This window comes from Streptomyces sp. NRRL B-1347 (assembly GCF_000720325.1).
Taxonomy (GTDB): Bacteria; Actinomycetota; Actinomycetes; order Streptomycetales; family Streptomycetaceae; genus Streptomyces.
In genome coordinates this window covers 67,225-81,548 of the sequence record NZ_JOJM01000012.1, presented here as the reverse complement: position 1 = coordinate 81,548, position 14,324 = coordinate 67,225, and the positions used below count along the sequence as shown (strand labels likewise).

The window sequence follows — 14,324 nt, the reverse complement described above, 5'->3', positions numbered from 1 at the left end:
CCCCGTCAGGCGTCCATGGACGCCGCGAGGGAGCGGGGGCGCAGATCGGTCCAGTGGGACTCGACGTACTCCAGGCACGCGTCGCGGGTGTTCTCCGAGAAGACGACCGTCCACCCGCCGGGGACCTCGGCGAACGACGGCCACAGCGAGTGCTGGCCCTCTTCGTTCGTCAGGACCAGGAAGCGGCCTTCGGTATCGTCAAACGGGTTGGTGCTCATGTTCGTTGTCTCCTCAGGAACGACGGGCCGGCGTCGGCCGCGTCGAGCATGCGAATCAGCTCGTCAGCACGCGCCGGAAAGGGAGAGGCGCGCCACAATTAGGTTAGGCTCACCTAATTAAGATTAGCCTATTCCTTCCTCATCCCTCTCACAAGGAGCGGTCCTGTCGTGACGGAACCTGCCTCCGGCCTCACCGCCGGAATCGACGACAACCTGGCCGAGTTCGGTCTGCCCGGCGCGCCCGGCACCGACACGTTCTGGGCTGCTGTCGGAGCCCCCGTGTCGGTTCCCGCCGACGACGGCGGCTGGGTGACCCTGTTCCTGTGGCGCGGCTCCCCCGCGACCATCGACTTCGAGAGCTGGTCGAAGCCGGTCCCGCTGCGCCGCTGGGCCGACACGGACTGCTGGTACGCGAAGGTCCGCATGCCCGCGCGGCTGCGCGTGACCTATCAGTTCCGCGCGGACGACGCGGCGTACGCCGACCCCTTCAACCCGGTCGGCGCGGGCGGCGACCGCTCCATCGCGGCCACCCCGGACGCCCCGGAGCAGCCGCACTGGCCCGTCGTCGGCCCCGACGACGTCCTGCCGCTGCCCCGCACCCGGCTGCGCTGGGCCAGCGAACGGCTCGGCGGACGGCGCACGGTGCGCGTGCACCCCGTGCGCGGCGGCGGGCCGGTGGTGCTCCTGCTCGACGGGGACGACTGGCTGTACCTGCACCCCGCCGCTGACGCGTTCGACGCGGCCGCGGCCAGTGGTGAGATGCCCGCCTGCACCCTCGTCTTCCTCCCGGCCAAGGACAGGGCGGCCGAGTTCGGATGCAGGCCCGAGCTGTGGGAGGCGGTCCGCGACGAACTCCTTCCGCTGGTCGCGGAGTCCGGCGTCCCCGCCGACCTGGACCGTCTCGTGGTCGCAGGGCAGAGCCTCGGCGGGCTCAGCGCCCTGTACGCGGCCCTGGAGTACCCGGGCCTGGTGTCCCGCGTCGCCTGCCAGTCGGGGTCGTTCTGGTGGACGCCCGACGCCCTGGACGCGGCGGACCCGCTCGGCGGCCCGGTCGGCGGCGCCGTCGCCGCGCGGCTGCGGGAGCGTCCCGACCTGACCGGTCTGCGGGTCGCGTTCGACGTGGGGGAACACGAGACGCGGATGCTGCCGCACTGCGAGCTGACCGAGGCCCTCGCCGAACAGGCCGGTGCGACCGTGCGGGTCTCCCGGTCGGCGGCCGGCCACGACCGCGCGGGCTGGCGGCAGGCGCTGCTCCGGGACGTCGCCTGGGCGCTCGCCTGACCGGCTGAAGAGCGCGGCGGAAACGACGCGGCGGTCCCGGGGAGGTGGAGAACCTCCCCGGGACCGCCGCGTGCGTCATGGGGTCACCGCGTTACGGCCAGGCAGTACCCCTCATCCGTGGCGAGCAGGTTCCGGTGGGTGTCCTCGGCGGTGATGACGCCGTCGTCCAGGACGAGCACGCGGTCGGCGGCGTCCAGGAGGGCCGGGCTGCTGGTGATCACGATGGTGGTGCGGCCCCGGCGCGCCTTCGCCACGTTGCGCGCGATGAGCTGCTCGGTGACCGCGTCGACGGCCGTCGTCGGGTCGTGCAGGACCAGGACCTCGGTGTCGGCGGCCAGGGCCCGCGCCAGGGACAGGCGCTGGCGCTGGCCCCCGGAGAGGTTCGCGCCGCGGTCGCGGACGGCGTAGTCGAGGCCGTCGCGGTGCAGGGCGACGACGTCGGTCAGCATCGACGCCTCGACGGCCTCGTCGATCGAACGGCTGGTGCCCGACGGGTCGATGTTCGTGCGCAGGGTGCCCGCGAAGATCTCCCCGTCGTACGGGTTCACCAGGATGTGCTCGCGCACGGCCTCCATCGACAGGTCGGCGACCTCCTGGCCGCTGACCCGCACCACGCCGTCGTACTCGTGCGGCGGGACCTTCACGGCCAGGACCGACGCGAGGTCGGCCGCGGCGCGCGGCTGGTAAGGGGCGATCGCCACGAACTCGCCCGCCGCCACCTGGAACTTCAGCTTGCGCAGCGAGCCGTAGCGGACGCAGTCCACCTCCAGGTCTCCGCCCGGGGCCGGACGGCCGGAGCCCGGGGTCGCCAGGGGCGGGGCGGAGAGCACCAGGGCCATGCGTTCGGCCGAGGCACGCGCGATCATCACGTACTTGGGCATCTCGGAGAACATCTTGAGCGGCTCGATGATGAACTGGGCGAGGCCCACGGCCATCACGAGTTCGCCGATGGTGATCTGCCCCTCGAAGGCCAGCCACCCGGCCGTGATGGAGACGGCGGCGGCGAGGATCGCGTTGAGGGCGAGCGCGGTGCCCGCGTACACGCCGTTCACCCGGGCGACGGTGATCGCCTGGTGCTTCGCCTCCGTGCTGACCTTCCGGTAGGACCGGAACGCCGCGTGGTTGCCGCCGAAGCCGTGCAGCGGGCGCAGGCCGGTGATCAGGTCGGCGACCTTCGCACCCGCCCGCGCCACGCGGGCCTGCTGCTCGCGGGTGCTGGAGCCGATGCGCTTCGACATCACGCTCAGGATCGACAGGATCGCGACCGTGCCCACGACCACCAGGAGGCCGAGCCTGAAGTCGGCGAGACCGAGGGCGACCGCCGCGACCACCACCGCGACCAGCGAGCTGATCAGGAGCGGCACCACTTCGACGATGTCGGCGGTCTGGTCGGCGTCCTCGGTGGCGATGGTGAGGACCTCGCCGGACTTGAGGTCGACGTCCCTGGCCACCGGCTGGAGGCCGCAGGACGCGACCTTCACGCGCCAGCGGTGCGCCTCGGTCGTGTTGGCCTTCTGCAGGATGCGCATGCCGAACCGCCACGACAGCGAGACCGTCGTGATGATCACGGCGAGCGCGCCGATCGACAGGCCGAGGGCGCCGAGGCTCCGGTCCCTCATCGTGTGCTCGACGATCAGGCCGAGCGCGATCGGGAAGGCGGTCTCACCGGCCTGGTACAGGCCCATGAGGACGGTGCCCCCGGCCATGGCGCCGACGTTGCGGCGCAGTGCGGTGCGCAGGATGTCTGCCCCGGGGCGGGGCCGCTGCTTGTCAGGAGTGGTCATCGAGGTGGCGGGCAATCGCTTCGGGGGTTCGCAGGGTGAACAGGTCGCGGATGGTGATCACAGGTCCGAACTCGCGGCGGAGCAGCCCGTTGAGCCGCACCGCCAGCATGGAGTGTCCCCCGAGGGACACGAAGTCGCTCACTGCGCTCACCTCGTCATCATCCAGGTCGAGTGCTTCGGCGAAGTACTCGCACACCAGGGTCTCGGTCTCGGTCTCCGGACGCCGCTCCGTCGCCGTGGTCAGCGCGCCGAGCGGCTTGGCCTCGGGCAGCGCCTTGGTGTCCGCCTTCCCGTTGACCGTCAGCGGGATGCTGTCGACCTGGGCATAGTGCGTCGGGCGCAGGAAGTCCGGAAGACCCGCGCCCACATCGGCCGCCACCGCAGCCAGGTCCGCGCCGTCGAGGACGAGGTACGCGGCGAGCCGGTGGGCGCCGTCGACCTGCGGGTCCGGCTGGGCGACCGCGGCCGCGAAGCGCACCGCCGGGTGCGCGGCGAACGCGGCCTCGACCTCGCCGAGTTCGACGCGGTGCCCGCGGATCTTGACCTGCTGATCGGTGCGGCCCAGGTACATCAGGTTGCCGTCGGGCCGCCGCACCACCAGGTCGCCGGTGCGGTACATGCGCTCGCCGGGCCCGCCGAACGGGCACGCGACGAAGCGGTGCGCGCTCTGGGCGGGCTGCCCGAGGTAGCCGCGGGCGATGCCGATGCCCGCCACGTACAGCTCACCGGGGACGCCGTCCGGCAGCGGCCGCAGCCACGGGTCGAGGACGTACGCGTCGGTGTTGTCGATGGCCACGCCCACCACCGGGTCCTGGCACTCGAAGGTGCCGACGCCGAGGGTGTTGATGGTGTACTCGGTGGGTCCGTAGAGGTTGTAGCCGACCGTGCCCTCGGTCTCGGCCAGGCGCTGCCACAGCGTCGGGGTGACGGCCTCGCCGCCGAGGAGCACGAGGGCCGGGCGCCGCTCAGGCCTGTCGAGCAGGCCCTCGGCCACCAGCTGCTGCGCGTAGGTGGGGGTCACGTTGATGACGTCGATCCCGTGCTCGAGGCAGTACTCGACCAGGCGCGGCGCGTCGCGGCGCAGCTCCTCGTCGCAGATGTGCACCTCGTGGCCGTCGGCGAGCCACAGCAGCTCCTCCCACGACATGTCGAACGCGAACGACACGGTGTGGGCGATCCGGAAGACCCGGTGGCCGTGGTCGGCGAGGACCGGCTCGAAGATCCGCCGCTGATGGTTGATCAGCATGTTGGTGAGCCCGGCGTACTCGGTCACCACGCCCTTGGGCTTTCCGGTCGATCCGGAGGTGTAGATCGTGTACGCGGGGTGCCGCAGCCGGTCCGGGTCGTCCGGCGCGAACGTCACGTACGGCTCGGCGTCGGGCAGCGGACGGTCAAGGTCGATCAGGTCGCCGGTGAGCCGGGACGCCACGGCGCTCACGGTGAGGATCACCTCGGGCCGTGCGTCGTCGACGATCGCGGCGATCCGCTCGTCCGGGTGGTCGAGCTCAAGGGGGACGTAGGCGGCGCCGGCGCGCAGCACGGCGAACAGCGCCACGATCGAGTCGAGGGAGCGCGGGATCGCGAGACCCACGGTCGTCTCGGGACCGATGCCCCGTGCGGCGAGCACGCCCGCCACCGCGCGGCTGCGGTCCCGCAACTCGCCGAACGTCATGGTCGCGCCGTGGGCGACGAGCGCCACCCGCTGCGGGTCCCGGTCGGCGGCCCGGTCGAACCGGTCGACGACCGTGTCCGTGCCGACGTCCGTGCGCTCGACGGGCCGGGGCTCCTCGCCCAGGCCGGGAAGCGCGCCGACTGGGCCGGTCGAACGGGCCAGGTCCTCGAGGACGCGTACGTAGCCGTCCAGCAGGCGGCGGGCGTTGTCCGAGTCGCCGTCGCGGTGCTCCAGCTTGACCGTGAGGCGGTCGCCCGGCGTCACGACCCAGGTGAATGGGTAGTGGGTGGAGTCGTCGGCCGTCACCGATGTGATGCCGTGCCGGGAGTTCATCGCGGCGAACGCGTCCATGTCCAGGAAGTTCTGGAGCACGAACAGGTTGTCGAAGAGGGTGTCGTGTCCGCTGGCGCGCTGGATCTCGCCGAGGCCGACGTGCTCGTGCTCCATCGCCTCGACCCGGGCCTGCTGCACGGACTCCAGGTAGTCCCGGGCGGTGTCGTCCGGCCGGGCCCGCGTCCACATGGGCACGGTGTTGAGCAGCACGCCGACGATGTCGGACAGTCCCTCGCCGTCACGGCCGGAGACGGTCACGCCGAACACGGCGTCGCTGCGGCCCGTGTGGGCGCCGAGCAGCAGGCCGAACGCACCGGTGAGGACCGAGTTCAAGGTCACGCCGTGTGCCTTGGCCGCGTCCCGCAGCAGGTCCGACTGCTCGGTGGTCAGGGTGTGCACGAGGGCGCGCGGCAGGTCGTCCGACAGGGTCGGCGCGGGGCCCGCGAGCAGCGTCGGGCCTGCCAGGCCCGCCAGGTGCTCCGCCCAGAACCGCTCGGCGACGGCGGGGTCCTTGGCGTCGAGCGCCCGGGCGTAGTCCTCGAAGCTCGGCGTGGCCGGGGCCGCGTCCAGCGGACGGCCCGCGCCGGCGGCCTCGTAGGCGTCGAACAGGTCGCGCAGGACCAGCTCGCGGGACCAGCCGTCCCACAGCAGCAGGTGGTAGCTCAGGAGCAGTCCGTCGCTGCCGTCGGGCCTGCGCACCACGGTCAGGCGGATCAGCGGCGGCGCGGCCGGGTCGAAGCCCGTGTCGCGGTCCCGGGCGCGCAGCTCCTCGACCTCCGCGTCCGTCGCCAGGTCGATGGTGCGGACGTCGACGCGCCGGCCCGCCTTGAGGACCTGGACCGGGTTGCCGTCGTCGTCGGTGGCGAAGCCCGCGCCGACGACGGGGTGGCGTGCGATCACGTACGCCATGGCCTCGGCCAGGGCGTCGGTGTCCAGGCGCCGGTCGAAGGTGAAGTAGCTCTGCGCGACGTAGTGTCCGGCCGTGCCCGCCATCTGGGCCTGGAAGAACAGGCCGCGCTGGAGCGGGGTGACCGGTGCCGTGCGCTCGGCCGTCGTGGCGGCGTCCGCGAGGTGCGCGAGGGCGCCGAGCCAGTGCTCGGTGATCTCGTCGGGGATGCCGTCGGCGAGGGTGAAGGCCGCGTGCAGGCTGCCGGTGTCCGCGTCGGTCCAGGCGTTGACCTCGACGGCGTAGGGGCTGCCCTGGTCGCCGCCGGTGAGGTGCAGCGCCTGGGATTCGCTGCCCCGGCCGAGGTAGTTGAAGAGGACCTGCGGGCGGGCGGTGAGCAGCGGGGCCGTCTGCGGGTTGAGGTACCGGAACTGGCCGTAGGCGAGGTGTCCGCGCTCGTCCGGCTGGCGTTCGGCGACCTCGCGCGCCGCGGCGACGGGGTCGGTGTGCGCGCTCAGCCGCACGGGCGCGATGGCGGTGAACCAGCCGACGGTGCGGGTGTAGTCGTGGTGCTCCTCGACCGGGACCCGGCCGTGCCGCTCCAGCTCGACCGCGAGGTCGGTGGGCGCGGCCTGGATCCGCGTCAGCGCGGTGCGCAGCGCGCCGCACAGCAGCTCGGTGAGGTCGACGCCGAGCGCGGCGGGCGCGGTGCGCGTCACGCGGTCGCTGGTGTCGGGGGCGAGCACGACGGTGGTCTCGCGCAGCGCGCCCACCGCCGGGAGCAGCGCGGGCGCCTGGAGCGTGCTGACCCAGTCCCCGAGGCCGTCGGCCGTCTGCGTGGCCCGCAGGGCCAGTGCCTCGGCGTACTCGGCGTAGGACGTGGTCGGCGGCGCCAGGTCCGCCCCCTTCATGGCGGTGGCCAGGTCGTCCAGGAGGACGAGCCACGACACCGAGTCAACCGCGATGTGGTGCACGGTGACGACAAGCGTGCTGCTGGCCTCCTGCCACGCGAACGCGATGACGTCCCCGGATGCGGGGTCGAGGCGTCCGGCGGCGTCGTTCGCCACGGCCGTCGCGTCGCTCTCGCCCGTCCGTACGACGGTGACGTCGCGGGCCGGTTCGGTGCGCAGGGCCCACACGCCGTGCTCGGCGTGCAGCCGGAGGCGCAGGGCGGGGTGCGCGGCGACGACGGCGTTCGCGGCGCGCTCGGCGTCGGCGAACCCGGTGCCCGCGGGCGCCACCAGCGTCCTGGCCTGGGCGAACCGGGTGAGCGAGCCGCCCAGTTCGCGCTGGCGCAGGATGATCGGCGTCGGGGTCAGCGGGCCGTCGGCGCGGCGGGCGGGCGCGGCCGCGGCCACCGCGGCCCGCGGTGCCTGCGCGTCCAGGTGCTCGGCGAGGGCGCGCGGCGTCCGGAACAGGAACACGTCGCGGGGCGCGAAGTGCAGGCCGAGCGCCCGGCCCCGGTTGATCAGGGTGATGGCGACGATGCTGTCGCCCCCGGCCTTGAAGAAGTCGGTGTCGGCGGCCACGGCGGAGCCGGGCAGCGTCTCGGCGAACAGCTCGACGAGGGTGGCGAGCGCGGACGCGGTGTCGCGCCCCGGCAGGTGCGCGCCAGGACCCGACGCGCCCGCAGCCGACGGCGCGACGGAGACGGCGCTCCCCTCGGCCTGCTGGGCCCGCTCGGCCAGAGCCCGGCGGTCGAGCTTGCCGTTGACGGTCAGCGGCAGCGCGTCGAGCGGCAGGACCCGGCCCGGCACCATGTGCACGGGCAGCTTCGTGGCCAGGAGCGCGGGGAAGTCGCCGGGCACGCGGCCCACGACGTGGGCGACCAGGTGGTCGCCGGTGTCCGCCACGGTGACGGCCGCGTCGACCACGCCGTCGAGCTCCCTGACCGCGGACTCCACCTCGCCGAGTTCGATGCGGAAGCCCTTGAGCTGCACCTGGTCGTCGGCGCGGCCCGCGAACTCCAGCTCGCCGTCGAGGGTGCGGCGGGCCAGGTCGCCCGTGTGGTACATCCGGGAGCCGTCGGCGGCGAAGGGGTCCGCGACGAACCGGCCCGCGGTGAGCCCGGGCCGCCCCAGGTAGCCGAGCGACACCTGGTCACCGGCGACGTAGATGGCGCCGACGCGGCCCGGGGGGACCGGCCGGAGCCGGTCGTCGAGCAGATAGGTCGCCAGGCCGGGGATCGGACCGCCGATGGGGCTGACGTCGTCGCCGGCGCCGAAGTCCGCGTCGGTCAGCACCCGGTGGGTGACGTGCACGGTGGTCTCGGTGATGCCGTACATGTTGACCAGCTCGGGCGCGGCGGTGCCGTGCCGCTCGACCCAGCCGCGGAGCCGGCCGAGGTCGAGGGCCTCGCCGCCGAAGACGATCCGGCGCAGCGCGGTGACCGGTTCGCCGGCGAGCCGGTCGGCCTCGACGAACTGGTAGAAGGCCGACGGGGTCTGGTTGAGCACGGTCACCCCGCGCTCGCGGACCAGGCGGTGGAAGTCGACCGGGGAGCGGGTCAGACCGTACTCGGGCACGAGGAGTTCGCCGCCGTGCGCGAGGGCGCCCCACAGCTCCCAGACCGCGAAGTCGAAGGAGTAGGAGTGGAACTGCACCCACACGTCGTCGGGGCCGAAGTCCATGTCGGCCCGGGTGTTCGCGAGCAGCGTCACCACGCTGGAGTGCGGGACGACGACGCCCTTGGGCCGTCCTGTCGAACCGGACGTGTAGATGACGTACGCGGGGTCGTGCCAGTGGGCCTCGGGGGCGGGCCCGGCCGGGGTCTGCGGCAGTTCGTCGCCCTGGACGAGCACGCGGGCGGGCACTCCGGCGCGGGCGAGGAGGTCCGTGAAGCGGTCCCGCTGGTCGGCGGCCACGAGGACGACCTGCGGGGCGGCGTCGGCGAGGACGTACTCCAGGCGGTCGTCGGGGTAGGCCAGGTCCAGGGGCACGTACGCGCCGCCCGCGCTGACGATCGCGACGAGGGCGACGACCTGCTCGACGGAGCGCGGCACCGCGACGGCGACGCGCTTGCCCGGCGCGACCCCGGCGGCGCGCAGCGTCGCGGCCAGGTCGTCCTTGGCGGCCGTCAGTTCACCGTAGGTCAGCGACCTGGTGTCGCCGTCGAGTCCGCACTGGGTGACGGCGGTGGCGGCGGGGTCGCGGAGCGCGGCGGCGTCGAAGAGGGCGCCCAGGGTGGTCGGGGTGACCGGGGCCTGCCGCGGGTCGCTCGTGGAGGCCAGGTCGTCGACCAGGGCGTCCGGCTGGGTGAGCAGGCCGGTGAGGGTCCGCGTGAAGGCGTGCAGGATCGTTTGCGCGGTGGCTTCGCCGAGGAGCGCGCCGTCGTAGATGAGGTTGAAGCGCGGGCGGCCGTCGAGGCCGCGCTCCACCACCAGCGTCAGCGGGTAGTGGGGGGCGCCTTCGTTCACGATGTCGGCGATGACGAGCGTGTCGTCGGGCCGCCGCAGGGCCGCGACGTCGGTCGCGACGTCGAAGACGACCAGGGTGTCGAAGAGGGAGCCGGAGCCCGCCTGGCGGCCGATCCTGGCCAGCGAGACGTGCTGGTGCGGAAGGACCGCGCTCTGGTGCTCGCGCACCGAGGCGAGCAGGTCGCGGGCGGTGGTGGCACCCGTCCAGCGGGCCCGCACGGGAATGGTGTTGATGAACAGGCCCACCAGGTCCTCGATGCCGGGGACGTCCGCGTCGCGCCCGGAGACGGTGGAGCCGAACACCACGTCCTTGCCGTGCAGGATGCCGCCGAGGGTGATCGCCCAGGCGCTGTGCACGGCCACGCTGAGCGGCACCCCGGCCGAGCGGACGGCCGCGTCGATGTCCTCCTGCGGCTCCACGACGGTGTCGGCGAACCGCTCGGAGGGGGTGTGGCCCTCGGCGACGAGGGAGGCGGCGGGCAGCTCGGCGAGCTCCTCGCGCCAGACCCGGTCGCTCTCGTCGTCGTCGCGTTCGCCGAGCCAGCGCACGTAGTCGGCGAAGCCGCCGAGCGGGTACACGGTGCCGGGCGCGTGGTACTCGGCGAGGAGCGCGCGCAGCATCGGCGGCACCGACCAGCCGTCGGCGATGATGTGGTGCACGGTCTGTACGAGGACCGTGCGGCCGGAGCCCGCGCGGATGAGCGTGTAGCGCATCAGCGGCCCGGTGGCCAGGTCGAAGCCCGCCCGGCGGTCCTCCTCGGCGTACGCGCGGATCTCGGCGTCGGTGATGCCGGGGCGTTCGAGGGTGGTGAAGGGCGCTTCCACGCCGCTGTCCAGGACGGAGACGACCCGGCCGTCGGCGAGGGCGACGAAGCGCGCGGCGAGGTTCGGGTAGAGCGTGAGCAGGCGGGTGGCCGCCGCCGCGAGCCGGTCGGCGTCCACCTCGCCGTCCAGGGTGAGGAGCTGCTGCTCGACGTAGGCGCCCGCCGACTCGTCGTCGAAGACGGAGTGGAAGTACAGGCCTTCCTGGAGCGGGGTCAGCGGCAGGACGTCCCGCAGCGCCGGTCCTTCCAGGGCGTCGACGTCGGCCTGCGTGAGCGGCACGAGGGCGAAGTCGCTGGGCGTGTGGCCGCCCTGGTCGAGCGCGGCGAGACCCGCGAGGGCCTCCTGGAAGTAGCCGCCGATGGTGGTGACGTCCTGGTCCGTGAACATCCCTTCGGGCCAGGAGATGGTGGTGACCAGCTCGTACTCGCCGCTCGCGGCGGGTTCGGCGATCGCGTTGAACTCCAGGGCGCGCGGCAGGCGCATGGCGGGGTCGCGCTTCTCGCCCAGCTGCCCGGTGGTGTGTGCGAGCTGCCAGTCCCCCGCCGCGCCCGCGTCGAAGCGGCCGAGGTAGTTGAAGAGGACCTGCGGGGCGGGCGCGTCGAAGGCGGTGTCGGCCAGGTAGCGCAGGGCGCCGTAGGAGACGCCGTTGCTCGGCACCCGGGCGAGGTCTTCCTTGACCGCCTTGAGCGCGGCGGCAAGGTGGCCGGGCGCGGTCGGGTCGCTCGCGGCGCCGGGGTCCACGGTCACCGGGAACAGGGTGGTGAACCAGCCCACGGTGCGCGACAGGTCCGGCTCGAAGCCGACGGCGTCGGCGACGAACTGGCCCTCGCGGCCGTGGCCCTCCAGCTCGATGTGGGCGAACGTCTGGTCCTGGCCGAGGTCGCGGCGCCACCGGGCGAGGGTGACGGCGAGCGCGGTGAGCAGGACGTCGTTGACGCCCGCGTGGAACTTCGCGGGTATCTCGCCGAGGAGGGCGGCCGTGACCTCGGCGCCGACCGAGACGGTGCGTATCCGCTCGTGCGCGACGGTGTCGGCGGCGGTCAGGGCGCGCCTGCCGACCGGCTCGTCGGCGGCGGGCAGGGGCCGCTGGAAGTAGTCGCGGTCCGCGTCGAACCCGGCGCGGTCGAGGAGTTGCGTCCAGCGCCGGAACGAGGTGCCCACCGGGGGCAGTTCGACGGTGGCGCCCTCGCTGACCTGCCGCCACGCCGTGGCCAGGTCCTCCATGAGGACGCGCCAGGACACGCCGTCGATCACCACGTGGTGGGCGACCAGGACCAGCTGGCGCGCCGCGCGGCGCCAGACGGCGCGCAGCATCACGCCGTCCGCCGGGTCCAGTCCTTCGGTGGCGAGCGCGACGCACTCCTCCAGCGGCCGGTCGCTCTCCTGCCAGGCCGCGGTGGCCCGGTCGGCCTCGGGGATGTCGAAGCTCCAGCGCTCGCCGCGCACCAGCTTGGCGCGCAGCATGTCGTGGTGGCCGACGACCGCGGCGAGGACCGCGTCGAGGGTGTCGGCGGTCAGCTCTGCCGGGGTGTTGAGGACGACCGACTGCACGAAGCCGTCGACGGCGTCCGTGGTCTCGCCGAGCCACTGCACGATGGGCGAGCCCACGACGGCGCCGGTGGCGGTGTCGCCGTGGTCCACGGTGGCGACGTCCTCGCGGCTCGCGACCGCGGCGAGGGCGCCGAGGACGCTGTTGCTGAAGATCTGCCGTGCCGTGACGAAGAGGCCCGCGTCGCGCAACGCGCTGAGCAGCGAGATCGCCAGGATGCTGTCGCCGCCGAGCTGGAAGAAGTCCTGGTCGGCGCCGACTTCGTCGAGCTGGAGGAGCGCCGCGACCGCGGTGCACACCACGCGCTCGTTCTCGGTGGCGGGTGCGACGAGGGAGCCGGTGCCGATCACGGGCTCCGGCAGCGCGTTGCGGTCGAGCTTGCCGTTCGCGGTGAGCGGGAACTCCGTCATCACGACGACGTGGGCGGGCACCATGTACTCGACCATGTGCGCGGTGGCCCACGCCTTGACGTCGTCGGCCGTCAGGTCCTCGCTCCCGGCGGCCGGGATCACATAGCCCACGAGGTAGGTGCCGCCCGCCGCGTTCTTCTTCGCGACGACGCAGGTGTGCCGCACGCCGGGGTGCTCGGCGAGGCCCGCCTCGACGTCCTCGATCTCCAGGCGCATGCCGCGGATCTTGATCTGGTTGTCGGCCCGGCCGAGGAAGTCGAGGGAGCCGTCGGGGGCGAACCGGGCGAGGTCACCGGTCCGGTAGAGGCGCGATCCGTCGGCGGCGAAGGGGTTCGCCACGAACCGGGACGCCGTCAGGCCGGGGGCGTTGACGTAGCCGCGGCCGAGGAGGAAGCCGCCCACGTAGAGCTCGCCGCCGACGCCGACCGGGACCGGGCGCAGCTCGTCGTCGAGGACGTACAGCTGGGTGTTGGGGTTGGCCTTGCCGATGGACGTCGACAGGCGCTCGGCCGCGCCCCGGTAGATGACGTGCGAGACGCCGATCGTCGTCTCGGCCGGGCCGTAGCCGTGGTACATGGGGATGTCGAGCCGGGTGCGGAACCGCTCGTACAGCTCGGGGGTGAGCACCTCGCCGCCGCACCACACGTGCCGCAGGCTGTCCAGGCGACCGGAGTCGCCCGCTATCTCAAGGAGCACGTCCAGCATGGACGACACCAGGTACGTGAAGGTGACGCGCTGCTCGGCGATCACGCTCAGGAGGTGGTGCGGGTCGCGTTCGCCGCCGGGCCGCAGGACCACCAGCCTGCCGCCGCAGACCAGCGGCAGGAAGATCTCGTTGATGGAGATGTCGAAGGACAGCGGCGCCTTGAAGAGGGACGCGTCGTCGTGGCCGAAGCCCAGGATCTCGTTGACCTGCCACAGCAGGCGCTCGCTGATCGCCTCGTGCCGGATCATCGCGCCCTTGGGCCGTCCGGTCGAACCGGACGTGAAGATCACGTATGCCAGGGCGTCGCCGAGGACCGTGATCCCGGTGCCCCCCGCGGGGTAGGAGCCGTACTTCCAGGCGCCGAGGTCGACGGCGACGGCGTCCGGTTCGCTCAGGTCGTGCGTACCGGAGTCGTTGAGCTGGAGCACGACCCGGGCGTCGGCGACGACGACGGCGCGGCGCGCGGCGGGCCACTGCGGATCGAGGGGGACGAACGCGCAGCCCGCCTGGAGCACGCCGAGCAGCCCGATGACCATCTCGGCGGAGCGGCCCAGGGAGATGCCGACGACCTGCTCGGCGTGGAGGCCGCGCTCGATCAGGTGGTGGGCGAGCTGGCTGGACAGCTCGGCCGCCTCGCCGTAGGTCAGCGAGCGGTGCTCGTCGACGATGGCGACGGCGTCCGGCCGGGTCCGTGCCTGTTCGAGGAACATCTCCACGATGGTCGGGCGGACCCGGTCGGCCTGCGTGTCGTTCCACTCGGCCAGGGCCGCGAGGCGGGCCGTGACGCCGGACGGGCCGATGGTGCCGAGCGGTCGGTCCGGGAAGTCGGCCAGGTCGTCGAGCGCGAGCTGCGCGTCGGCGAGCACGACGCCTTCGGGGACGGCGATGCTCCGGCCGTCCGCGTCGGCCGCCCAGCCGGCGGGCGCGACCCCGCCGTTGTCGACCCATGCGAGGACGTCGGCGAAGAGCGTCCCCGCGGTGAGGTCGATGCCGTCGGGGCTGTGCCCCGTCGCCCAGTACGAGAGACCGATGGCGCACGCTGCGGCGATGGTCCGGTCGGAGTGGTCGCCCGTTCGACGGCGTACGTCGGCCAGGGCCGCGGGAGAAAGCCGTACGCGACGAGCGCCCGGTTCCATCGTCGAAGACTCAGCGTTCATCGAAGACTCAGCGTTTCCTTCCAAGGAACGAACGGTGACCTGACCGTGGTCAGGGGTTGACCTGACCACGGCCGGGGTTGACCTGAC

General features: G+C 73.2%; 4 protein-coding genes. 1 reads left to right on the top strand and 3 read right to left on the bottom strand.

Features of this window, described 5'->3' with window-relative positions:
• Positions 1-5 precede the first annotated feature (5 nt).
• A complete protein-coding gene (locus IG74_RS0113630) occupies positions 6-218 on the bottom strand; it encodes an MbtH family protein (protein WP_030675106.1) in 213 nt (70 codons plus the stop codon).
• Positions 219-386: 168 nt separating this feature from the next.
• Here IG74_RS0113630 and IG74_RS0113625 point away from each other — a divergent pair, with 168 nt between their 5' ends.
• The gene (locus tag IG74_RS0113625) at positions 387-1,499 is read left to right on the top strand and encodes an alpha/beta hydrolase-fold protein (protein ID WP_051854859.1); all 1,113 of its coding nucleotides are present in this window, start codon (positions 387-389) and stop codon (positions 1,497-1,499) included.
• A gap of 83 nt (positions 1,500-1,582) precedes the next feature.
• Here the strand turns inward: IG74_RS0113625 and IG74_RS0113620 are convergent, their stop codons facing one another.
• Both IG74_RS0113620 and IG74_RS0113615 read right to left on the bottom strand, forming a co-directional pair.
• Positions 1,583-3,283, bottom strand: a complete 1,701-nt coding sequence (locus tag IG74_RS0113620) for an ABC transporter ATP-binding protein (protein ID WP_030675099.1) — start codon at positions 3,281-3,283, stop codon at positions 1,583-1,585.
• Entirely contained in the window at positions 3,270-14,237 is a 10,968-nt protein-coding gene (locus tag IG74_RS0113615) for a non-ribosomal peptide synthetase (RefSeq protein ID WP_234334328.1), read from the bottom strand. Before IG74_RS0113615 ends, IG74_RS0113620 begins: the two co-directional genes overlap by 14 nt.
• Between the last annotated feature and the right edge of the window lie 87 nt (positions 14,238-14,324).

Bases quoted from the DNA above. Each gene is read 5' to 3' on its own strand.
- IG74_RS0113630 (WP_030675106.1), bottom strand. From the start codon at position 218: ATGAGCACCAACCCGTTTGACGATACCGAAGGCCGCTTCCTGGTCCTG.
- IG74_RS0113615 (WP_234334328.1), bottom strand. From the start codon at position 14,237: ATGAACGCTGAGTCTTCGACGATGGAACCGGGCGCTCGTCGCGTACGG.
- IG74_RS0113620 (WP_030675099.1), bottom strand. From the start codon at position 3,283: ATGACCACTCCTGACAAGCAGCGGCCCCGCCCCGGGGCAGACATCCTG.